Consider the following 22,102-nt stretch of genomic DNA (forward strand, 5'->3'; position numbering starts at 1 on the left):
TGATGGAGGTTCAACACATGTCTATGCATAAAGCACTCACGATTGCCGGCTCCGATTCCAGCGGCGGCGCGGGAATTCAAGCTGATTTAAAAACATTTCAAGAAAAAAACGTATATGGGATGACAGCCTTAACGGTGATCGTTGCAATGGACCCGAACAACAGCTGGGATCATCAAGTCTTTCCGATCGATCCAGACACGATTCGCGCACAGCTCGCAACGATTGTAGACGGCATTGGTGTGGACGCCATGAAAACGGGAATGCTGCCAACCGTTGAGATTATCGAGCTTGCGGCGAAAACGATCAAAGAAAAACAACTGCAAAACGTCGTGATTGATCCGGTTATGGTATGCAAAGGGGCAAATGAGGTTCTTTATCCGGAGCACGCGCAAGCCCTGCGTGAACAATTGGCACCGCTCGCTACCGTGATTACGCCAAACCTGTTCGAAGCCAGCCAGCTCAGCGGCATGGGTGAATTAAAAACGATTGAAGACATGAAAGAAGCGGCGAAAAAAATCCACGCCCTCGGCGCTCAATATGTTGTGATTACAGGCGGAGGCAAGCTGAAGCACGAAAAAGCTGTAGACGTTCTATATGACGGAGAAACAGCGGAAGTCCTTGAAAGTGAAATGATTGATACGCCTTATACACATGGCGCCGGCTGTACGTTCTCCGCAGCGGTGACAGCAGAACTCGCGAAAGGCGCGGAAGTCAAAGAAGCAATTTACGCGGCGAAAGAATTTATTACTGCTGCGATTCAAGAGTCCTTCCCGTTGAATCAGTATGTCGGACCTACGAAGCATTCTGCTTTGCGCCTGAATAAACAATCATAAACAAAATCGGCTGCCTTCCAAAGAGGCAGCCTTTTTTTATTCTCGGAGACTTTTCACAGAAAAAACTGCCGATCACATCGGCAGCCTGTTTATTTGGTCTTTAAATTGTTCGCAGATGACCTCAAAAATATCTCTATGGATTGAACAAAAAGTGCATATTCCTTCATTTGTTCATATGCCCGTGAAAGGGTTTCTGCCGCTTCACTATGCGGTGTTGTTCCCCGTAGCATTTTTTTCAGCTGAAGCAGCACATCCTTATATTCTTCCCGCTTATCCTCAACTTGATCCGCAGCCTTTTCTAAACATTCCGGTGTTATCTTCTGTTCATGTATATTCAAGAAAACAACTCCTTTTACAGAAAAAAATGTAGGTTATCGTTGAAGAATAGCACAGATGGCACAGATTTCACATAAGAAAAAAGAAGGATTTTCTACATAAGTGTCCAAATTCCGACTTTCATTTCAGATCTTCCGTTTGATCTCGCAGTCACTTGATCATTTCCCGGGAAAGGAAAATATCTTGCGCTGAATACCTCTTCCCCATGATTGATAAAGACTTCCACTGATGACGCGTCGATAAACATGTGCACTGTGTGCAGATTGCTGATGCGGCAATGTCTCGCTTCTGTTTTTGTACCGTCAAAGCTTGTGCGCTCTAGTGTGATAAGCCCCTCTTCCTTCCGGAAAGAGAATGTGGCAGTGGCGCGGATATCGATTTCAAAACCAGACTCCGTATCAATGTCTTCAATCAAAATTTCAGCTCTTTCAGGATTTTCAACTGGCAGCGTACCAGACGATCCATACATGTTGATTTGAACTTCCTGCCCATTTTTCCGCATCGCTTTCAGCTCAGGAAGCGGCTGCTGTATCAGCTTCTCCCCTGATAGCGTCAGCTGTCTCGGCAGCGTCATACAGTGAATCCAGTGATAATCTTTCGTCGGATGATACTTCTCATCCTGATCAGGTACAGCCATCCACGCAAACAGTATCCGGCGCCCCTGATCGTCTTCAAGTGTCTGCGGCGCGTAAAAATCAAAGCCTTGATCAAGCTCCGTAAACGCAGCATGCATCAGCCCCGTTTTTTCATAATCGAGCTGCCCTACAAAATATCCAGATTGATACACATTTTGATAACGATAGCCGTCAGCTTCAAGTCCTTGGGGCGAGACAATCAGCACGTCGGAGCCTTGAAGAGAAAACAGGTCAGGGCACTCCCACATATATCCGAAATCATTCAGTCCGTTGAGGCCGGCACCTGTTATCGGGCCGAGAAACGTCCACTCAGTCAAGTTATTGGAAGTAAACAAAACAGCTTGGCCCTTCATGTTCTCCGTTTGCGCACCGATCACCATATACCATTTTCCTTCATGCTCCCACACCTTCGGATCACGAAAATGAGCTGTATAGCCTTCAGGTAGACGGGCCACGACACCTTTTTTCTCAAAGGTCAGCCCATCGTCCGATACAGCAACGCACTGATACGTTTCTCGATTCCCATCCTGGTCCCTGACATTTCCTGTGTAAAACAGATAGAGCCGGTCATCCTTGACAACAGCGCTGCCCGAGTAGCAGCCGTTTTTATCAAACCAATCACTCGGAGCCAGCGCAATCTCTTCCCGCTTCCAGCTCACAAAATCACATGTCGTATAATGCCCCCAAAACTTTGCCCCGTGCCCCGTCTGAAACGGCTGCCACTGAAAAAACAAATGATAGACTCCCTTCCAATACACCACGCCATTTGGATCATTCAGCAAACCAACCGGGGGCATGATGTGAAAGTGCTGGCGGTGCGGATCGCTGTCAGCAATATGTTCTTTCTTCTCAACTTCTTCATAAGCCCGGCGACGCAGCTCCTGATCATGTGCTGTCATTTTTTTCTCTCCTCATCTTCGTTTATTTTCATGACAAACGCCGCAATGAACGCTGATACTGCCGCAATAACCATTCCAATCATATAGTTCACTAGATTTCCAAATCCAAACGGTGCTGCAATGGCGATCATCGGAATGCCTGTTAACCCGTAAGCGTTTGCAGCAACATGTGTAAAGACGACATACGCGCCGCCCAGCGCGCCTCCAATCATCGCGGCGATAAACGGCTTCCGGTAGCGAAGGTTTACCCCGAAAATGACGGGCTCAGTAATGCCAAGAAAAGCAGAAAATGCCGCCGGAAGAGCGATTTCCTTCGTTTTTGCCTTTTTCGCTAAAAAGAAGACGGCAAGGCCGGCCCCGCCTTGGGCGACATTTGCCATAGACCAAATCGGCAATAAATAGTTCCTGCCAAGATCTGAAATAAGCCCCGCCTCAATCGCATGGAAGCTGTGATGAACACCTGTGAGGACGATCAGTGAATAGGTGCCTCCAAAAAGAAGGCCTGCGACAAAACCGGCATGATCATACACATATGTTAAAGCAACAGTAATACCGGAGCCAAGCGCTCTTCCTAAAGGGCCGATGGCAATAAATGCGACAAACCCGGTGACAATGACAGTAACAAAAGGCGTAACCAGCAAATCGACCGCATGCGGAACCACTTTTCTTGTCCATTTCTCTACCTTGCTCATGACGTAAACTGCCAGCAGGACAGGGATGACGGTTCCCTGATAACCGAGGAGCGCGATATCAAACCCGAAAAGATGCATATAATCAGGTGACGCTTCCGCCAAACCCCATGGATTCAAAAGCGTCGGGTGTATCATGATTCCCCCGATGACCGCTCCTAAATACGGATTGCTTCCAAACTCTTTTGAAGCGCTGACCCCGATCAAAATCGGCAGGAAGATGAATGCCGCGCTTGAAAACATATCAAGGAGCTGCAGCAGCGCAGAGTCCTTACTCATCCAATGAAAGGCATTGATCATTCCCAATAACCCCATTAACAGGCCGCTGGCTACGATGGCTGGAATGATCGGAACAAAAATATTCGAAAGCGTTTTCGCAAATCTCGCCGCAGGATTCAGTTTCTCTTTAGCAGCATCCTGGTGATTCACATGTTCTTCACGCTCTACATCGGCTTCCTTAGAAAAAGCATCATACACTTTATTGACAAGGCCTGTTCCAAAAATAATCTGGTATTGGCCTGAACTGCTGAAAGCGCCTTTGACGCCTTCAAGCTCTTCTACTTGTGCTTGATCTATCTTTGATTCATCCTTAATCACTAAACGCAGTCTTGTCGCACAATGAGCCGCGCTGATAATGTTTTCTTTTCCCCCGAGAAGCTCAATGAGGCGTTTTGCAGTCTCTTTGTAATCCATCTTCTTCTCCCCCTTTTATAAACAAAAAAGACCTAAAATTCGCCAACGAATAAAGGACACAGCGATCCTTTTTCATTTACGCAAATTTTAGGTCTTGCCTGCTTTACCAGTCACAATCCCGCTTATTCAGATTAAGAATACGCTTTCATCATAAAACATGACAGCGTTTTCGTCAACTGTTTTTTAGTTAAAAAGTTTGATAGAACATGTAGACATAAATTCGTAAAAAATATTTGTGAAACACTTCACAATATCATGCTATACTATGCTCATCTATCAAAGAAAGCAGGAAAAGACAATGGAAACGCAAGCATTGCAAAAGGTTGAAGAGTATGCTTTAAGAAAACAAGACATATTCGTTTCAAGCAAAATCCGTTATTTGCTCAGATCCATTTTGGCCAGCATGTTTATTGGTTTTGGCATTACAGCCGCAAGCAAAACAGGCAGCTATTTCTCTATTGCCGACTCACCGTTTGCCTTTCCGGCTGCCGCTGTGACATTTGGAGCTGCTATTGTATTAATTGCCTACGGAGGCGGGGATTTATTCACCGGCAACACCTTTTATTTCACTTATACCGCACTCCGGAAAAGAATCCGCTGGCGCGATACCCTGTATTTGTGGGCTTTCAGCTATACCGGCAATTTGATCGGAGCCGTTTTATTTGCGATTCTTATCAGCGCAACCGGGCTTTTCGAGGGGGCATCCCATTCCTTTTTGATTCAATTGGCAGAGCATAAGATGGAGCCGCCGGCGTCAGAGCTGTTTTTCCGAGGAATGCTGTGCAATTGGCTTGTATGTCTCGCTTTTTTCATTCCGATGTCTCTCAAAGGAGAAGGAGCAAAGCTGTTTGCCATGATGCTTTTCGTTTTCTGCTTTTTTATTTCCGGTTTCGAACACAGCATTGCCAATATGTGCACATTTGCGATCTCACTTTTGATTGATCACCCTGATACAGTCACACTGGCGGGAGTAGTCAGAAACTTAATTCCTGTTACGCTCGGCAATCTGGCCGCAGGAATTGTGATGATGGGCTGGATGTATCACACGCTGAATGCCGATAAATAAAAAAACTTCCAGAGATCACTCCCTGCAAGTCAAAGCGGTTATTCCGAGAGATCTTGAAGACGCTGGACATGCAGCGTGATATAGCCGGCCTCGGACTCCGGCAAATGTAATTGATATTCATTTTTCAGAAACTCCGCCAGCTCCAGCGCACATTGATAGGCAAATGAATACTTTTTTTGGATGAAATAAAGCATCTCTTCGTCCATGACATGAAACGCTTCATTTGATTCCAACCGGCTGACCGCGTATCGCAAATGCGTGACAAGGCGTTGATAGGAAATGCTGTTCTCATCCACCTTTCGATTAAAATAGTTTTCTATTTTCTCTATCATTTCTTTTATCATCGTCGTATGCTTCAGCGCTGAATACATACTCTCCGCATCCATCTTTGCCGTATGGATGTGAAGGGCAATATAACCCGCTTCATCTTCAGGCAGAGACACGCCCAATGTCTCTTTTACATGACCGATCGCCCACAGGCCGATCTCGTATTCTTTTTTATAGAGCGCCTTTATCTCATGCAATAATTTATTTTGCACAAGCAGCCCATTTTGAATCCTTTCGATCGCAAAGGACAAATGGTCAGAAAGCGCGATATGAATATGGTCGCTCAGCGGCGCCGCGAGCTCCCCTTCCGCATAGCTGATGATATCCTCAGCTATATCAATATGCTCCTCCGGCAGCGTTTGCAAGATTTGTTTAAACTTTTCATTCTCGTCGTGCACGACAAATATCTTTTCTACTTTATTCATAGGGATAAGATCATTTTTCTTTTTTTGAAAAGCGATTCCCGGTCCCATCACAATTTTTTCCTGATCATCCTCTTTAATTAAAGCCGCATTGTTGTTTAATACTTTATAGATTTTCAAGAGGCTCTCTCTCCCGCCAATTAGCTTTTATGACTGGGATTTTACCTCCTTTTGACCGCCATGTAAAGATGCGGGCCGGCCCTCTCCTGCTTTGGCGATTCCTTGAAGGCTTGCAGACATCTTCTTTTATAGAGAGCGGCGGCTTTCGCTTTCTGTTTTTCTTCGTCATTCACAGCCATCCGCCATTCATAAAACGAAACCAGTCCTGCGGCTTGCACCGCCGCTTTTCTTTGATATGTACGCTGAGCCGAATAAATAGCGGCAGCCGCATGTTTTCGGTCCGGCGCCACCCAGTTCATCAAAAAGACCATCCACACCCGTAAAGATACAAGCAAACGTTTCATAGAAAACATCCCTCCGCTTCTTTTTGGCAGGCAGCCTTTTTAGCAGCCCGTTTTTTCAGCCGCAGCCCGCAAGAAAAGACGGCCGATTTCTTTTCTCGCAAACTAGCAGCTCTAGCAAAACTCATGACTCTATGATAGACCGTGGAAAGAGAATTCTTTGTCACAATATGAGTGAAAAAACAAACTAGTTTTAAGAAGTTTTGTTGAAAGCTGAAAGAAATGAAATGAAAATTGGAGAACCGCTTTAAAAAGTTTATACACAAGTTATCCCAAAGATAAGAACAACTTAATCACAAGAGATATCCACATGTCCACAAACACCATCTATATTTTGTATAAGAACATATATTCCCAACTATATATATACACAGCTTTATTCACTTATACACAGGGTTCTGTGTATAACTCCTTCCTTATACACAACCAAAATCCAATAAATGGTCCAAATGACACAAGGATTTTTTTGAATTTTCAAGAAATATATACTAGATCTTCAACATTTTTTCTTAACTCAAAGGGGGAAACACATTGAAAAACGGGATTATTCGCTTTCTGCTTCTAGGTCTTGTTTTATTCTTTACGTTATCCACAGGCATGACAGGGGTACAGGCAGCACCGGTTTCTTCAAAAGGATCGGCAGACCTGGAAAAAGCCGAGTTATTCGGTGATATTGACATGACAACAAGCAAACAAACAACGGTGATTGTGGAATTAAAAGAAAAATCCTTGGCAGAGGCGAAGGAAGCGGGAGTAAACCAAACGAAAAGCAAGCTCAAAAACGCCCGCTCAAAAGCAAAAAACAAAGCCGTGAAAGCGGTGAAAAACGGAAAAGTAAAACGAGAATATGAACAGGTTTTCTCCGGATTTTCTATGAAGCTCCCAGCTAATGAAATTCCAAAACTCCTAGCAGTAGATGACGTTAAAGCTGTGTACCCGAACGTCACTTACAAAACAGACAATATAAAGGAGAAAGATGTCACCATCTCCGAGGACGCTGTATCTCCGCAAATGGATGACAGCGCGCCATATATCGGAGCAAACGACGCTTGGGATTTAGGCTACACTGGGAAAGGCGTCAAAGTCGCTGTTATTGATACAGGGGTTGAGTACAATCACCCTGATCTGAAGAAAAACTTCGGACAATATAAAGGATACGATTTTGTAGACAATGATTACGATCCGAAAGAAACACCAACGGGCGATCCGAGAGGCGAAGCCACTGACCACGGAACACACGTGGCCGGAACTGTCGCTGCGAACGGTACGATTAAAGGCGTAGCACCTGATGCAACACTTCTCGCTTACCGCGTTCTCGGACCGGGAGGAAGCGGCACAACAGAAAACGTCATTGCAGGCGTGGAACGTGCAGTTCAGGACGGCGCAGATGTGATGAACCTGTCTCTCGGAAACTCATTAAACAACCCGGACTGGGCGACAAGCACAGCGCTTGATTGGGCCATGTCAGAGGGCGTTGTCGCTGTTACATCAAATGGAAACAGCGGACCGAACGGCTGGACCGTCGGATCGCCTGGCACATCCAGAGAAGCGATTTCTGTCGGTGCAACGCAGCTTCCGCTCAATGAATACGCTGTCTCATTCGGCTCTTACTCTTCAGCAAAAGTCATGGGCTATGACAAAGAAGATGACGTTAAGGGACTTCACAATAAAGAGGTCGAGCTTGTCGACGCTGGTCTCGGCGAAGAAAAGGATTTTGAAGGAAAAGATCTGAAAGGCAAAGTGGCACTCGTCAAACGGGGCAGCATTGCTTTTGTGGATAAAGCGGACAACGCCAAAAAAGCAGGCGCCATCGGCATGGTTGTGTATAACAATTTATCTGGGGAAATTGAAGCCAATGTGCCTGGCATGTCTGTGCCAACGATTAAGCTTTCATTAGAAGACGGTGAAAAGCTCATCAGCGCCATGAAAGCTGGCGAGACAAAAGCAACATTCAAGTTGACGGTCTCAAAAACGCTCGGTGAACAGGTTGCCGATTTCTCATCCCGCGGCCCTGTGATGGATACGTGGATGATTAAGCCGGATATTTCCGCCCCAGGCGTCAATATTGTCAGCACCATTCCAACACATGATCCTGACAGCCCATATGGCTACGGGTCAAAACAAGGAACGAGCATGGCATCACCTCATATCGCCGGAGCGGTTGCCGTCATCAAACAAGCTAAACCGAAATGGAGCGTTGAACAGATCAAAGCTGCCATCATGAATACCGCTGTCACATTAAAGAATGGCGACGGAGAAGTATATCCGCATAATGCCCAGGGTGCAGGCAGCGCAAGAATCATGAACGCGATCAAAGCCGACTCGTTCGTCTCACCGGGAAGCTACTCGTACGGCACATTTTTGAAGGAAAAAGGAAACGAAACGAAGAAAAAGACCTTTACAATTGAAAATCAATCTTCCATTAGGAAGTCATACACGCTGGAATACTCATTCAACGGAAGCGGTATTTCCACATCCGGCACAAGCCGTGTTGTGATTCCGGCTCATAAAACCGGAAAAGCCACTGCAACAGTAAAGGTCAATACAAAGAAAACAAAAGCAGGCACCTATGAAGGAACAGTCATCGTAAGAGAAGGCGGAAAAACCGTCGCCAAGGTACCTACATTGCTGATCGTTAAAGAGCCGGATTATCCGAGGGTAACGTCTGTATCAGTTAATGAGGGCTCTGAGCAAGGCACCTATGAAATTGAAACCTACCTTCCTGCGGGAGCGGAAGAGCTGGCATTCCTTGTCTATGACAGCAACCTTGACTTTGCAGGCCAAGCAGGTATTTATAAACATCAAGATAAAGGCTACCAGTACTTTGACTGGGACGGCACGATCAATGGGGGTACAACACTTCCAGCCGGTGAATATTATATGCTCGCCTATGCAGCCAACAAAGGAAAATCAAGTCAAGTTCTGACCGAAGAGCCTTTTACTGTTGAATAAAAAGCAGCCCTGCCGAGAAACATCGGCGGGGCTTTTTCCATACAGGCTTTAACGGCTTCATGCCTCGGCAAACGCCTCCTGTAAAAGGCAATAAGAATGAAGTTTATCCTCAAATCGATTCGTAATGGTTACCGCCATGATTTCCTCTGTATCATAAGCCTTACTCAAGGACATCAGCTGGTCCTTGACCTGTTTTTTCGTACCGACAATCATTCGGTTTCTGTTATCAGCAATTCGTCTTTGTTCATAAGGAGAGTACGTATTGTTCCGGACAGCTTCATAATCAGGAACGCCTTCTAAAGGAATGCCCTGCTCCCCCGCCAAGAGAGTAAAATCAAGCACTGCCGCAAGCTGTTCCGCTTTCTCCTCTGTATCCGCACATAGGACAAAAACAGCAACTGCCGCCCGAGGCGTTTCTCCTAACACAGATGGCTTAAATCGTCTCTTATATTGTCTGACCGTATCCTCTCCGCCCTCGCCATTAATAAAGTGAGCAAACATATAGCCGGCACCCGATTCAGCGGCAAGCAAGGCACTTTCTCCGGATGAACCGAGCAGCCACACATCCGGTGCGCTGGATATATGAGGCGCAGCCGTCAGATTCGGAAAACGGTGTTTGTCATCCGCCAAATCATGCAAATACATCGTCAGTTCCTTGATTTGCTGCGGATACTGATCAGCATTGCGCTTTCCGCCGTCATTGAGCGCCCAAGATGCAATCGGCATTCCTCCCGGCGCTCTGCCTAGGCCGAGATCAATTCTTCCCGGCGTCAAACCTTCCAGCACACGAAAATTCTCCGCTACTTTATAGGCACTGTAGTGCGGCAGCATAACACCGCCTGACCCCACCCTGATCCGGTTCGTTTTCGCCGCAATATGGCTGATCAGCACCTCTGGACTGGACCCTGCCAGGCGCTTTGAAAAGTGATGCTCTGAAACCCAAAATCTCTTATATCCAAGACCCTCAGCCGCCTGGGCAAGCTCAACGGTTTCCCTTAATGCCGTTTCTGCCGAGCTTCCCTCGGACACCGGAGATTGATCTAATATACTTAATGATAACATCCCTACCACCTCGTCCTCATCGTATCACTGATCCATTATTTTTTCTTCTAAGCCGCTCACACTGTTCATCAGTGTCTCCCGATCAATCGTCATTTATTTGTGTCAACTTGTCTCTATTTGTCGGAATATGTTACACGTGAAACATAAAAACCTCTCCGCCAGCGGAGAGGTTTCACATTTAGTTCTTATTAAAGCCTTTTTCTTTCACATATTCATTTAAGTACGTACGCGGTTTCTGCTTCATAAAGTTCAGAATTTGATCAGACCACGTTTCCACCCGCTGACCATTTGTTCTTTCTCTATAATAATCAGAAATGGTTTTGTCATATGCACTCATATGTTTACGAAAATCCTCGTCATTCACGTTATAGGTATTTTCATGATATACAGCCTGCTTCGGCAATCTCGGTTTTTTGCCGGATGGGTTGGCAGGATGTCCTACAGCCAGGCCAAAAAGCGGGAGCACATGGTCAGGCGTTTGCAGCACCTCTGTCACCTTGTCCAGTTCATTCCGAATGCCTCCGATATAACATATGCCAAGCCCCATTGATTCTGCGGCGATGCTCATATTTTGAGCCGCAAGCGCAGCATCAATTAAACTGACCATAAACATTTCCGTATTTTCCAGCAGCTCAGAGATATGTTCGCCTTTTTCTTCAGCCAGTTTTTGATGACGGTACAAGTCCGCGCAAAACACAAAAAAGTGACCGTTATGTTCAACATAAGGCTGATTCCCCGCAAGCACAGACAGCTCACGTTTTTTCTCCGGATCGGAAACACCGATAATCGTATAAGCCTGCACATAGCTGGACGTAGGCGCAGCCTGCGCGCTTTTCACTAATGTATCAATTTCCTCAGCTGTCAAAAGCTGATCAGTAAATGATCGGATCGACCGATGGTTTAAAATGGTTTCAATTGTGTTGTTCATCACAAGAACCTCCTTATCTGTTTTTATCATATCCGAAAAAAAGCGAACTCAAAAGTGAAATGCTCTACAAAAAAAGAGACAGCCCTTAAAGGCTGTCTGCATTTTATGAATTAAACAAATAACTTCTGTATCTCGTCAGCTGAACACTCGCATTATACACAATACCGAAACCAATTAACGTGGCAAGCGTCGAGCTTCCCCCATAGCTGACAAACAGCAGCGGAATCCCTGTAACAGGCATAATACCGATATTCATCCCGATATTCTGGAATGTGTGGATCACAATTAACGCCGTATAACCTACGCAAAAGAAAGAAGCAAAACGGTTGAATGGATGGATCTTGTCAATCAAAACGACAAGTCTATAGATTAAGAAGAAGAACATGATAACCACAATGGCACAGCCTAAAAATCCGAAGCTTTCACCTAAAATAGCAAAAATAAAGTCAGTCTGTCCCTCTGGTACATAAACCTTCAAGTTATGAACACCATTTCCGATAATCCCGCCTGAGCCGATAGCCATGACGGCCTGATCAACCTGCCAGCCGCTATTTGCATCTTCCTGAGTTGTTCCATTTGAATCAGAAACCCAAGATGTAACCCTGTTAATTTGATACTCTTGAATACCCACTGACTTAGCAACATCAGGAAAATTAATCATGACTAACAAGGCAAGAGTAATAAGTAAGATACCTGAACCGCCAATGATCGCGATCAGCTTCCAGTTTACTCCTGACATAAAGACCATGACAATCACAATAAACATACATATTCCTGCTGTACCAGCATCCTGCAGAAGGATAAGTCCGATTGGCACTACTGCAACGCCTGCTATCTTCAACAAAAGATAGACATCATCTCTAAGTGAACGAACTTTTTTAGGATTCGCCTTAGATATAACCGAGGCCACCATCATCATGAGCCCTATCTTCATAAATTCAGAAGGCTGCAACGTAACAGGTCCAAATTGGAACCAGCTTTTTGCACCATTTTTTACAGGGGCGATAGACTCAGGGCTAATCCTTAATATCAATAACAATAAGATTCCAAATATAAACACATATAAACTAAGTTTCTCTAGTTGCTCTAAATCGAAATAAAGTAGTGCCGTTATTGCAACAATGCCCAATACATAATAAACGATTTGTTTCTTCCAAGCACCGTCTCCATACTGCCCAAACTGACCGGCAGCATAAATTGATACTACACTTATGATAAAAAACACACAAAATATAAAAATCAAATCCCCCTGATAAAAGGGGCTTTGCTGTTTCTTATATCGACTCATTCTATCCCGCCTTACATTTTCATCGGAAAATCACTAATGTTTATTATACATGAACCACGTTCAAGATGACACGTGAAGCTCGTTTCCTTTTTTGTTTTTTGCGCGCAGTTGTGGCGCTTTTTCAGCTACACGAAATATGACGTATCATAAACCGAAATGTTTCGATTGACACAAAACTTTTCAAATGAAAAAACCCCTATTTCTAAAGGGTCATGCATGCAGTCTCTTATTAAATATGTATTTATTGAAGGTTCCTTTCGTACAGCAAGTTGCTAGAAAACCAAGGCAGAAGTAAACAAACTGCTCCATTCTCTCGGTTTCCATACATTCTCCTAGCGGATAGGCGATAAAAAATAAGGCAATAGTGCCAGATCATTTCCACAATTACCTGTATCAATTTCTGGAAAACATGGTATAATAATTGTAACAAAACGTTCACAAAACAACCACAAAACAGACACAATTCATTTCCTCTACTTCATTTTTGTAAACGCTGTCACAAAATGAAAGGAGACGGGTATGATGGACATGTTTTTTGCTTATTTACTGGTTGCCAGCGCTACTCCCCTCTTTATTTGGCTCGATAACAAAAAAGTCGCACTCTCTGCTATTCCGCCAATTATTTTAATGTGGGTATTCTTCTTCTTTTACGCAACAGAAAGCCTTTCTCCACTCGGACACACTCTCATGATTATCCTGTTTGCCGTCAACGTCATTGTCGCTCATATTGCGGCCTTTATCATTTATGGCCTTCCTTATCTTCGCAGAAAGCGAAGCAGCAGCTGAAACAGTAAAAAACCCTCTTCTGGACGAAGAGGGTTTTTTGCTTATTCGTTGTGGCCTGAGTGCTCTGAGTGTTCAGCGCCTCCAGGAGGATTTCCATCCATGTGGTCACCGTGATGATAGTGAGCCGCGAAAATCCAGATGGATCCAAGCACGATAACGATCGCGCCGAAGAATCCGAACAGCGTGTTTCCAACTTGGATACCGCCGTTTTCGCTCTCTGTCATGTGCATGAACATGAGGAGCTGGAGCGCCGCCTGAATGAAGGCGAAGCCGAAAATGATCCAAAGTTTTGCTGATGAGCTCAGGTCAGTATACACTGCAACCCATAGAGCCAGCAGGGTCAAAACAATAGAAAGTGCAAAACCTACAATGTGCTTCCATGGAAAGTGACTGTGTTCAGCAGATTTGTTTGCCATTTTACAGACCCCCCAATCCCATGAGATAGACACCTGTAAAGATGAAAATCCATACAACATCTAAGAAGTGCCAGTACAAGCTTGAGATAAAGATTTTAGATGAAGTTTGCGGAGTTAAGCCGCGTTTCTTCAACTGAATCAGAATGCCTGCAATCCAGAAAATACCGATTGTTACGTGAGTTCCGTGAGTTCCAAGTAAAACAAAGAATCCAGACCAGAACGCACTTGTACCGAGAGATGCTCCTTCATGTACATAATGGACAAACTCGTTGATCTCACAACCGACGAAGCCGGCGCCGAGAAGAAGAGTGATAATTGTCCAAATGACGACGCCTTTTAAACTTCCGCGGCGCATTTCATGAACAGCGATCCCGCAGGTAAAGCTGCTGATAAGCAGCAAGAACGTCATAATCATTACCAGATTCACTTCAAACAGCTCGTCCGGTAAGACACCTCCTGCTGTTCTGTTTTGAAGAACGAAGAAGGTTGCAAATAGTGTTGAGAACAACACAATTTCTGCCCCTAAAAAGATCCAAAACCCGAGAATATTAAGTCTGCCGGTTTCAGATTGATATTCCATAGGCGCGTTAGAATTGCCGTGTTCTGCATGTTCCATAACTCACGCCTCCTTATTCGGAAATCTTTCTTTCCGTCTCTTTTATTTCATCAACACTAACGTAGTAGCCATTGTCGTATTCGAATGAACGTAGCACCATGCAGAGCAGGACTCCGATTAATCCGACTACGCCCATCCAGTACCATTCAAAGACAAGTCCAAAGCCTGCGATACCGAAGGCAACAGACATAAAGAACGGTCTGCCTGAGTTGCTTGGCATATGGATTTTCTTGAATTTGCTTTCAGGGTATAATTCAGTTTTTTCTTCTTTCATGTGCAGGAATGCATCTTGGGATTTGACTTCAGGAAGCACCGCAAAGTTGTAGTGCGGCGGAATCGCAGATGAAGTCGCCCAATCAAGCGTACGTCCCACACCCCATGAATCTCCACTGATTTCACGAGTAGAGTAACGGAAGCTGTAGTAGATGTTATAGCAAAGGATTAAGAATCCTACACCCATCATGAAAGCTCCGACTGTTGAAATAAAGTTCAATGTTGTCCAGCCGTCATTCGGTCCGTATGTGTAAATACGGCGAGGCATACCTTGAAGCCCCAAGAAATATTGCGGGAAGAAACAAATATTGAACCCGATCATAAAGATCCAGAAGAACCATTTTCCGATTTTTTCGTTCAGTTTGTGGCCGAACATTTTTGGATACCAGAAAATAAATCCTGCGAAACAAGCAAATACAGTACCCGCGATCAGCACGTAGTGGAAGTGAGATACCAGGAAGTACGTATTATGGTATTGATAATCCGCTGCTGCCATCGCAAGCATAACCCCTGTAACCCCGCCGATAACGAAGTTAGGAATGAATGCAAGCGCCCACAGCATAGGCGTTGTAAAGCTGATTCGGCCTTTATACATGGTAAAGAGCCAGTTAAAGATTTTAACCCCGGTCGGAATCGAGATTGCCATTGTCGTAATTGAGAAGAATGAGTTAACGGACGCACTGTTCCCCATTGTGAAGAAGTGGTGAGTCCAAACTAAGAAACTCAATACGGAGATGGCGATAATAGAACCAACCATCGCTTTGTAACCAAACAATTGTTTTCTTGCAAAGCTTGAGATAATTTCTGAGAAAATACCGAACGCCGGAAGAATAACGATATATACTTCAGGATGTCCCCAAATCCAGAACAGGTTGGCCCAAAGCATCGGCATACCGCCTGCTTCCAGTGTGAAAAAGTGAGCGCCGAACAAACGATCAAATGATAAGAGTGCTAAAGCTACTGTAAGCACAGGGAAAGCAAACACGATAATAACCATTGTGATCAGTGTTGTCCATGTGAACATTGGCATACGCATCAGTGTCATGCCTTTTGTTCTCATTTTTAAGATTGTGACCATAAAGTTGATCCCTGTCATCAGGGTACCGATCCCGGCAATCTGAAGTCCGAGGAGGTAGTAGTTCTCACCCGGTCCAGGGCTCATGTCGTTACTTGCAAGCGGCATGTAACTTGTCCAGCCTGCGTTCGGAGAACCTCCGATAACGAAAGAAATATTGAAAAGCATAGCCCCTACGAAGAACGTCCAGAAACTCAGGTTGTTCAAGTAAGGAAATGCAACGTCGCGAGCACCGATTTGAAGAGGTACAACAACGTTAATAAGACCGATTAAAAACGGCATCGCCATGAAGATGATCATGATCGTACCGTGAGTCGTAAAAATTTCATTATAGTGGTTTGAGTCTAAAAAACTGTTATTCGGAAGCGCTAGCTGGGCACGCATCATCAAACCGTCGACACCGCCGCGGAATAACATAATTACAGCAGATATAATATACATGATTCCGAGTTTTTTGTGGTCAACAGTTGTTATCCATTCAGACCAGAGCCATTTCCATTTCTTGAAGTAGGTAAGTACAACAATGATGGCGATGGTAGATAGTGCAATGGAAACTTGTGCGCCCAGAATTAATGGGTCACCTGTTACAAAAAATTCATCCCATTTAAATTTCATGCGGGCTTCCTCCTTTCCTGATCAATATCATTCTTCTGTATCATCAGACTTCTTAAATTCATTTTCCTTTACGTTTTCAAACGGATCTGTTTTAGAGTGCGGTGAAACGGCTTGGTAGCCAAGGCGTTTGCGGGCCTCCATCGCGTATTCTGCGTCTTGTCCGTGATCAACGTATTTTAAGTGAGTAGAAGAGAACGTTAATTCGTCCACATTTTCAGGAAGCATCAATTGATCATACTTCTCTTTTGTCAGCTTAGGAGCCTCATTTTGAGTCTTTTTCACCCAGCTGTTAAAGTCTTTTTCTGTTACAGCATTCACATCAAACTCTTGGTCGGCAAAATGTTCACCTGTGAAGTTCGCGTTGCGGCCTTCATAAGTTCCCACTTCATCAGCCTGTAAGTATTGATCCATCAGCATTCCAGCCATCGCGTATTTTTGTCCTCCAAGCTGAGGAATCCATAGCGAAGCCATTGAATCTGCAGATGAGATTTTAAACAAGATCGGGCGGTCGACAGGAATGTTTAAGTAGTTGACCGTTTCAATATCCTGTTCAGGGTAGCTGAATACCCATTTCCAGTCTACCGAAGTAGCGTAAACAACAAGAGGCTCTTTATCCTTTGTTGCTTCAGGAGCTTTTTCTAACGAATATATCGTCTGTACGGTTGGCACAGAAAGTGCGATGACGATTAAAATTGGGATCACTGTCCAGACTACTTCTAAGAACGTGTTACCATGAATTTCTGGGTTATAAGATCCATTATCTTTGCCTTTACGGTCGCGGTATTTTACTAAAATAATGGTAAAAAGAACAAAGACGACCCCGACGATAAACAGCATAAATCCGATAGATAACAGGATTAAATCACTTTGCTGATCAGCCACAGGCCCTTTCGGATCTAGTACTGAAGCATTGCTGCATCCCCCAAGGACAAAAACCACAGTTAACAGCGCTAATACAAGTAACGGTTTTAATGCTCTGAACAAGAAGATCACCATCCTTCCTATTGATGTAATAAATCTGAAGTGCATACTTCCTCAAAATCTTTTCTCTACTTTGTTATGCTATCAAAAACTTCACTTATTAGCTTTATTTTTTTATAAACTTCATCCCATTTTCGCTTAAATGTCATAAAATCGACAAAATTTGCTCCAACTTTATTCACATCTATCGCTTAATATGAAAAGTTTCTAGTTATTTCCGCATATAAGTAAAGAAAGAAGATGAAGAACTATTTCTGACAAATAAAGGTTTACCACAATAAAAAACCTAGGTCAATCAAAAATTTCATTTTGTTAAACTTTCTACAAGGGAATTAATTTTTCCTTGGCTAGCATCTTTTCACACGATTACCATTTTAACGCAATGCATATTGAAAGAAAAGGCTCAATAGAGCGGCGATATGCTCTGAACTGTTCCCTCTTTTTGATTAGCACATTCAATTGTTTATCCTATACAAAAAGGAGGAATGATATAAGCAAATAAATCTAAAATAGGATGTGTTGCATGATGAGTTTCATAATTTCACTTATCGTAGCTATTATTATCGGATGGGTTGGTAGCCTGTTTGTAAAGGGAGATATGCCCGGAGGAATTATCGGGTCGATGATCGCAGGGCTTATTGGTGCCTGGATCGGGCACGGGCTGCTTGGAACATGGGGACCGCATCTTGCCGGATTTGCCATTATCCCGGCGATTATCGGTTCAGCAATTGTTGTCTTTCTCGTAAGCCTCTTAGCAAGAAAAAGAGGATAGAAACAACAGAGCCCAAAGCGTGAGCGTTTTGGGCTCTTTTTTAATAGGAAAAAGCCTCTTCCTTAACGGTTGAGGCTTTTTCCTTGTTTGACGCCTAAAGAATGGATAAACCTGTTGAAGGCCTGTTTTCCTTCGGGTGTCTGTTTAAATACGCCGGCATGTTCAAGAATGCGTGCGAATACATGACCAAGCTCTTCTTTTATGACCTGTTCCGCATTCCCTTTTGTTATGGTTCTTCTTTCCATCAGACGAAGAGCCCAATCTTTATGTTTAGCGGTCAGCTCATTATCTTCTAATGCTGTTTTCGGATCAGCAGAGCACATTGCCGCTTCCGTTGCTTTCATTTCTTCCTGTAAACGGCCCGGCAATATCGCTAAGCCCATGACCTCAATCAGGCCGATATTTTCTTTTTTGATATGATGAACCTCTTGATGAGGATGAAAGATTCCTAATGGATGCTCCTTATCCGTCCGATTGTTTCTCAGCACGATGTCGAGTTCATACGAGCCTCCCCTGCGTCTTGCAATCGGCGTGACCGTATTGTGCGGCGTATCCCCTGTGAAGGCGGCTATGCCGGCTTTTTCATCAGAATATTGCTGCCATGTGCGGAATATATGGTCCGCTGCGTCAGCGACTCTATGTGGATCGTCCCCCTGGAGCCTGAGCACAGACATTGGCCATTTCACTAAGCCCAGCGACACACCGGGATGACCCATCAATTCATATCTCTCCTCCATTTCGGCACGCGCCATCGGAAAATCGTGCGCCCCGCCTTGAAAATGGTCGTGGCTTAGGATGCTGCCCCCGACAATCGGCAGGTCTGCGTTTGATCCGATAAAATAATGCGGATATTGCCCAAGGAATGAGAGCAGTCTTTCAAACGTTTTTTTGCTGATCTCCATCGGTTCATGCTCACCCTTTAAAACGATGCAATGCTCCGGATAATACACGTATGGCGAGAATTGCAAATACCATTGCTCGTCTCTGAGAATAACAGGAATGATTCTGTGATTCTGCCGGGCCGGATGGTTCACACTTCCCTCAAAGCCGACATTTTCCTTACAAAGCACACAAGGCGGATAATTCGTCTGCGTCTGTTCTTTGGCAGCCGCAATCGCTTTCGGATCCTTTTCAGGCTTTGACAGATTGATTGTTATTTCCAGCTCGCCATATTCGGTCGGCACCGTCCAATGAACGTTTTTGGCGATTCTGTCAGACCTGATATAATAGACATCCTCTGCATATTGATAAAACTCCTTTGTCGCCTGTTTCGGTCCGTATAACGCCTTTGTCTCTTCAAACTTGCGGATGACCTCAGACGGAGGCGGGACAAAACAGCCCATCAGCTTCGCACTGAGCAAATCTCGATAGGTGTCTGTATTTGCTTCTATGCGGCCGGTTTCTGCTGCCCACTCGTAAATAGGAGAAAGCAAGTCAGGAAGACGCTGACTCTGCTTAATAGGTGTGCTTGAGACCGGCTGGGGATGTTTGATGTCCAGCACTTCATAAAGTCGGTTTCTCGTATATTCCTGATCCCAGATCGATATCAGTTTTCGTTCCAGCCCATACTCGATCAGCTGTTCCAGATGTTCAAAAATGCTCATGTGTCACTCCCCCTTTAGTTCTCTCGCTCCTTCACCAATATCAGCGACATAAAAATCAGCTTTGAGGCCTGTTTTTTCTTGATACCTGTCTCCAACCTTTTGGATAAAGTCATCAACAAACTCATCCTTTACAATACTGATCGTGCAGCCTCCGAATCCCGCTCCCGTCATTCTTGAGCCGATCACTCCTTCTTGCTCCCACGCCGCAAATACGAGCTCATCAAGTTCCGGACATGTCACCTCATAATCATCCTTTAATGAAAGGTGGGATTCCTTCATTAACCGCCCGATTTCGCGAATGTTGTTTTCTTTAAACATGTCGGCTGTCTTGATGGCACGGTGGTTTTCATATACGGCGTGCTTTGCGCGGCGTCTGTTCGTTTCATTTCGGATCAGGTCAGAGCATGCATCGAAATCAGAAGGCTTGATGTCGCCAAGTGATGTAATGTCGAGCTCCTTTTGCAGATCCAGCAATGCGTCGCTGCACTCTTGGCGTCTCGCATTATAGCTTGAGTCCGCCAATGTCCTTTTTTTGTTCGTGTTCGCAATAACCAGCGCAAGCCCGGAGACATCGAGTTTGCTATATTCATAGTCCAGCGTATCGCAGTTCAGAAGCATCGCATGATGTTCTTTCCCCATTCCGATTGTGAATTGATCCATAATTCCGCAATTGACCCCGATAAATGTGTTTTCCGCATGCTGTGCCATTTTGACAAGCTCCAGCGCATCGAGTTGAGGATGAAAATAGCTTTGGAGCACGACCGCCATCAGCAGCTCAATGGAAGCGGAAGACGAGAGCCCTGCCCCGTTTGGAATATTCCCTGAAAACACGATGTCAAAGCCATTCGGAATCGAATAGCCCCTTTGTTGAAATTCATATAAGACGCCTTTCGGATAATTGGCCCAGTCGTCTTCTTTTTGATAACGGATGCCGTCAAGACTACATTCCTTTATGCCGGCTTCCTGAAAGTTGTCCGAATACATCCTGACCAGCCCGTCATTTCTTTCTGCAACAGCAGCATATGTACCCATTGTCAGCGCGCACGGAAACACGTGCCCGCCGTTATAATCCGTATGTTCTCCAATCAGATTCACTCTTCCCGGTGCGAAAAAAAAACGCAATCCCTCTTTTTCTCCGAATACACTTGCAAATATCCCCTTCAATTCTTCCCGCATGTGCATCACCTTTCATGGTTTTTATTTTTTGTTTCCCGGTCTTTCTGTAACGAAAACGGAAGATCATATGCTGCCGCCCCTGTCATACCCCTTCTTCTTTTGTCTTTTTAAAGACGAGCCATTTGCTTGCGACATAGTTGACGACAACAATCACCGCATTATCGAGTATTTTGGCCAGCGTTTCATTGGTATGGAACTGTCCCACAAGGAGGATCATCATGCCAAGGTCTATTCCGAGGGACAGCACCCGGACGCTGAAAAAGGCAGTGAGCTCTTTCAGCAGGCTTTGCAGGTCATCTGTTTTCTGCTGAAACACATATATTTTATTTGTTATGTAAGCAAACAGCACAGACAAAATCCAAGCAGCTACTGTTGCAGCTTTATAATCCACATTCATGATCTCTACCAATATATAAAAGCTGGCGATATTCACGATTGTCGTGAAAACCCCCATAATGATATACATAATCAATTCTCTATACTTCACTGATGTTCCTCGCTTTCTGAAAAACTTTTCAAATTTCTTAGCTTTGCGTATTCGCGGTTAAAAGAAACAAAAACGGAAAGCGCGTCAAAAAAGCTGCGGAATGTGGCTGGATGGCCCAATACACGCGATTGTTTGATGATTCCGTCAAGCACCGCACATATTATTTTAGCCGTATATTCCGGATCAATACTGTCGTCAACCAGCTTTCTCTCCTTCAGCCAATTAATATATGACGTATTTTCTTCCACCCACAATTCGTACAGCCCCACATAAGCCTTGCATTTTTGGACAACTTTAAAGGTCGGCATATTCATTGCAAACGAGGTGATGTCCCACGATGGTTTATTTTTGTAGTAAGAATACAGCAGCTCTGCGGCATGTTTTGCAGCGTCATGAAGAGTCAGCGGTTTCGCAGATGTCCGCTCGATTTCATTCAGGTAGCCGATGATAATCTGTTTTTTCATTTGATGATTTTCGAAGATATGCTGCAGGAAGTCTTCCATGTTGTCAAAATGAACATAAAATGCGCCTTTACTGTACCCGGCAGCTCTGCTGATTTCTTCCACAGACACAGGGTCATATGCTCGGTCAATCAATAAATTCAGGCCAGCCTCTATAAACCTTTCAAATGTTTGCTCTCTTTTAATTTGAAATTTGTTTTTTTTCATATTTTTCTCCAGCCGTATGATTACCCTTATCTTACACCGGAT

21 protein-coding genes are annotated in these 22,102 nt (G+C 44.5%); 5 read left to right on the plus strand and 16 right to left on the minus strand.

The window, feature by feature from the left end:
- Positions 1-17 precede the first annotated feature (17 nt).
- A complete protein-coding gene (locus tag HC660_RS19300; protein WP_010332342.1) occupies positions 18-833 on the plus strand; it encodes a bifunctional hydroxymethylpyrimidine kinase/phosphomethylpyrimidine kinase in 816 nt (271 codons plus the stop codon).
- A gap of 89 nt (positions 834-922) precedes the next feature.
- Here HC660_RS19300 and HC660_RS19305 read toward each other — a convergent pair whose 3' ends face one another.
- The 3 genes from HC660_RS19305 to scrA form a co-directional block, all read right to left on the minus strand.
- Positions 923-1,171 carry a hypothetical protein gene (locus HC660_RS19305; protein WP_168749046.1) on the minus strand — a complete coding sequence of 83 codons (249 nt, stop codon included), beginning with the start codon at positions 1,169-1,171 and terminating at the stop codon, positions 923-925.
- 92 nt (positions 1,172-1,263) lie between these two features.
- Complete coding sequence (sacA, locus tag HC660_RS19310; RefSeq protein ID WP_168749047.1) at positions 1,264-2,703, minus strand: sucrose-6-phosphate hydrolase; 1,440 nt, start codon at positions 2,701-2,703, stop codon at positions 1,264-1,266.
- On the minus strand, positions 2,700-4,085 hold the full coding sequence (gene scrA / locus HC660_RS19315) for a PTS system sucrose transporter subunit IIBC (RefSeq protein WP_029441288.1): 1,386 nt from the start codon (positions 4,083-4,085) through the stop codon (positions 2,700-2,702). The genes sacA and scrA overlap by 4 nt, the downstream gene beginning before the upstream one ends.
- Before the next feature lie 298 nt (positions 4,086-4,383).
- Between scrA and HC660_RS19320 the strand changes: the two genes are divergently transcribed.
- A complete protein-coding gene (locus tag HC660_RS19320; RefSeq protein ID WP_168749048.1) occupies positions 4,384-5,151 on the plus strand; it encodes a formate/nitrite transporter family protein in 768 nt (255 codons plus the stop codon).
- A gap of 38 nt (positions 5,152-5,189) precedes the next feature.
- Here the strand turns inward: HC660_RS19320 and sacT are convergent, their stop codons facing one another.
- Positions 5,190-6,020: a sac operon transcriptional antiterminator SacT gene (gene sacT, locus HC660_RS19325; RefSeq protein ID WP_010332347.1), complete on the minus strand. Its 831-nt coding sequence runs from the start codon at positions 6,018-6,020 to the stop codon at positions 5,190-5,192.
- 41 nt (positions 6,021-6,061) lie between these two features.
- The gene (locus tag HC660_RS19330; RefSeq protein ID WP_010332348.1) at positions 6,062-6,364 is read right to left on the minus strand and encodes a hypothetical protein; all 303 of its coding nucleotides are present in this window, start codon (positions 6,362-6,364) and stop codon (positions 6,062-6,064) included.
- A gap of 528 nt (positions 6,365-6,892) precedes the next feature.
- Here HC660_RS19330 and HC660_RS19335 point away from each other — a divergent pair.
- Entirely contained in the window at positions 6,893-9,313 is a 2,421-nt protein-coding gene (locus HC660_RS19335) for a S8 family peptidase (RefSeq protein ID WP_168749049.1), read from the plus strand.
- Positions 9,314-9,370: 57 nt separating this feature from the next.
- On the opposite strand, the gene HC660_RS19340 is transcribed toward HC660_RS19335, so the two are convergent.
- The 3 genes from HC660_RS19340 to HC660_RS19350 form a co-directional block, all read right to left on the minus strand.
- Positions 9,371-10,375: an LLM class flavin-dependent oxidoreductase gene (locus HC660_RS19340; protein WP_168749050.1), complete on the minus strand. Its 1,005-nt coding sequence runs from the start codon at positions 10,373-10,375 to the stop codon at positions 9,371-9,373.
- Between the two features lie 178 nt (positions 10,376-10,553).
- Entirely contained in the window at positions 10,554-11,303 is a 750-nt protein-coding gene (gene nfsA / locus HC660_RS19345; RefSeq protein ID WP_168749051.1) for an oxygen-insensitive NADPH nitroreductase, read from the minus strand.
- Positions 11,304-11,406: 103 nt separating this feature from the next.
- A complete protein-coding gene (locus tag HC660_RS19350; RefSeq protein ID WP_010332351.1) occupies positions 11,407-12,591 on the minus strand; it encodes a cell shape-determining peptidoglycan glycosyltransferase RodA in 1,185 nt (394 codons plus the stop codon).
- A 519-nt stretch (positions 12,592-13,110) separates the two neighbouring features.
- On the opposite strand from HC660_RS19350, the gene ywcE reads away from it, so the two are divergent.
- Positions 13,111-13,377 (plus strand): spore morphogenesis/germination protein YwcE, encoded by a 267-nt coding sequence (gene ywcE, locus HC660_RS19355; RefSeq protein WP_081638379.1) that lies wholly within the window; start codon positions 13,111-13,113, stop codon positions 13,375-13,377.
- 41 nt (positions 13,378-13,418) lie between these two features.
- Here the strand turns inward: ywcE and qoxD are convergent, their stop codons facing one another.
- The 4 genes from qoxD to qoxA are packed head-to-tail and all read right to left on the minus strand — an operon-like array spanning position 13,419 to position 17,365.
- The gene (gene qoxD, locus HC660_RS19360; RefSeq protein ID WP_003222169.1) at positions 13,419-13,793 is read right to left on the minus strand and encodes a cytochrome aa3 quinol oxidase subunit IV; all 375 of its coding nucleotides are present in this window, start codon (positions 13,791-13,793) and stop codon (positions 13,419-13,421) included.
- 1 nt (position 13,794) lies between these two features.
- Complete coding sequence (qoxC, locus tag HC660_RS19365; RefSeq protein WP_010332353.1) at positions 13,795-14,409, minus strand: cytochrome aa3 quinol oxidase subunit III; 615 nt, start codon at positions 14,407-14,409, stop codon at positions 13,795-13,797.
- 13 nt (positions 14,410-14,422) lie between these two features.
- The gene (qoxB, locus tag HC660_RS19370; protein ID WP_010332354.1) at positions 14,423-16,372 is read right to left on the minus strand and encodes a cytochrome aa3 quinol oxidase subunit I; all 1,950 of its coding nucleotides are present in this window, start codon (positions 16,370-16,372) and stop codon (positions 14,423-14,425) included.
- Positions 16,373-16,399: 27 nt separating this feature from the next.
- Positions 16,400-17,365, minus strand: a complete 966-nt coding sequence (gene qoxA, locus HC660_RS19375) for a cytochrome aa3 quinol oxidase subunit II (protein WP_081720819.1) — start codon at positions 17,363-17,365, stop codon at positions 16,400-16,402.
- 514 nt (positions 17,366-17,879) lie between these two features.
- On the opposite strand from qoxA, the gene HC660_RS19380 reads away from it, so the two are divergent.
- On the plus strand, positions 17,880-18,125 hold the full coding sequence (locus tag HC660_RS19380) for a GlsB/YeaQ/YmgE family stress response membrane protein (RefSeq protein WP_010332356.1): 246 nt from the start codon (positions 17,880-17,882) through the stop codon (positions 18,123-18,125).
- A 62-nt stretch (positions 18,126-18,187) separates the two neighbouring features.
- Here the strand turns inward: HC660_RS19380 and galT are convergent, their stop codons facing one another.
- The 4 genes from galT to HC660_RS19400 form a co-directional block, all read right to left on the minus strand.
- Entirely contained in the window at positions 18,188-19,729 is a 1,542-nt protein-coding gene (gene galT / locus HC660_RS19385) for a UDP-glucose--hexose-1-phosphate uridylyltransferase (RefSeq protein ID WP_168749052.1), read from the minus strand.
- Positions 19,730-19,732: 3 nt separating this feature from the next.
- The gene (locus HC660_RS19390; RefSeq protein ID WP_168749053.1) at positions 19,733-20,905 is read right to left on the minus strand and encodes a galactokinase; all 1,173 of its coding nucleotides are present in this window, start codon (positions 20,903-20,905) and stop codon (positions 19,733-19,735) included.
- 82 nt (positions 20,906-20,987) lie between these two features.
- Positions 20,988-21,371: a GtrA family protein gene (locus HC660_RS19395; protein ID WP_010332359.1), complete on the minus strand. Its 384-nt coding sequence runs from the start codon at positions 21,369-21,371 to the stop codon at positions 20,988-20,990.
- Positions 21,372-21,388: 17 nt separating this feature from the next.
- Positions 21,389-22,060 carry a TetR/AcrR family transcriptional regulator gene (locus HC660_RS19400; RefSeq protein ID WP_010332360.1) on the minus strand — a complete coding sequence of 224 codons (672 nt, stop codon included), beginning with the start codon at positions 22,058-22,060 and terminating at the stop codon, positions 21,389-21,391.
- Positions 22,061-22,102 lie beyond the last annotated feature (42 nt).

This window comes from Bacillus mojavensis (genome assembly GCF_012648005.1).
Lineage (GTDB): Bacteria > Bacillota > Bacilli > Bacillales > Bacillaceae > Bacillus > Bacillus mojavensis.

Bases quoted from the DNA above. Each gene is read 5' to 3' on its own strand.
- qoxD (WP_003222169.1), bottom strand. From the start codon at position 13,793: ATGGCAAACAAATCTGCTGAACACAGTCACTTTCCATGGAAGCACATT.
- sacA (WP_168749047.1), bottom strand. From the start codon at position 2,703: ATGACAGCACATGATCAGGAGCTGCGTCGCCGGGCTTATGAAGAAGTT.
- HC660_RS19400 (WP_010332360.1), bottom strand. From the start codon at position 22,060: ATGAAAAAAAACAAATTTCAAATTAAAAGAGAGCAAACATTTGAAAGG.
- HC660_RS19380 (WP_010332356.1), top strand. From the start codon at position 17,880: ATGAGTTTCATAATTTCACTTATCGTAGCTATTATTATCGGATGGGTT.
- HC660_RS19350 (WP_010332351.1), bottom strand. From the start codon at position 12,591: ATGAGTCGATATAAGAAACAGCAAAGCCCCTTTTATCAGGGGGATTTG.
- HC660_RS19395 (WP_010332359.1), bottom strand. From the start codon at position 21,371: ATGTATATCATTATGGGGGTTTTCACGACAATCGTGAATATCGCCAGC.
- ywcE (WP_081638379.1), top strand. From the start codon at position 13,111: ATGATGGACATGTTTTTTGCTTATTTACTGGTTGCCAGCGCTACTCCC.
- qoxB (WP_010332354.1), bottom strand. From the start codon at position 16,372: ATGAAATTTAAATGGGATGAATTTTTTGTAACAGGTGACCCATTAATT.
- HC660_RS19300 (WP_010332342.1), top strand. From the start codon at position 18: ATGTCTATGCATAAAGCACTCACGATTGCCGGCTCCGATTCCAGCGGC.
- HC660_RS19340 (WP_168749050.1), bottom strand. From the start codon at position 10,375: ATGTTATCATTAAGTATATTAGATCAATCTCCGGTGTCCGAGGGAAGC.
- galT (WP_168749052.1), bottom strand. From the start codon at position 19,729: ATGAGCATTTTTGAACATCTGGAACAGCTGATCGAGTATGGGCTGGAA.
- HC660_RS19320 (WP_168749048.1), top strand. From the start codon at position 4,384: ATGGAAACGCAAGCATTGCAAAAGGTTGAAGAGTATGCTTTAAGAAAA.
- HC660_RS19330 (WP_010332348.1), bottom strand. From the start codon at position 6,364: ATGAAACGTTTGCTTGTATCTTTACGGGTGTGGATGGTCTTTTTGATG.
- qoxC (WP_010332353.1), bottom strand. From the start codon at position 14,409: ATGGAACATGCAGAACACGGCAATTCTAACGCGCCTATGGAATATCAA.
- scrA (WP_029441288.1), bottom strand. From the start codon at position 4,085: ATGGATTACAAAGAGACTGCAAAACGCCTCATTGAGCTTCTCGGGGGA.
- HC660_RS19390 (WP_168749053.1), bottom strand. From the start codon at position 20,905: ATGCGGGAAGAATTGAAGGGGATATTTGCAAGTGTATTCGGAGAAAAA.
- nfsA (WP_168749051.1), bottom strand. From the start codon at position 11,303: ATGAACAACACAATTGAAACCATTTTAAACCATCGGTCGATCCGATCA.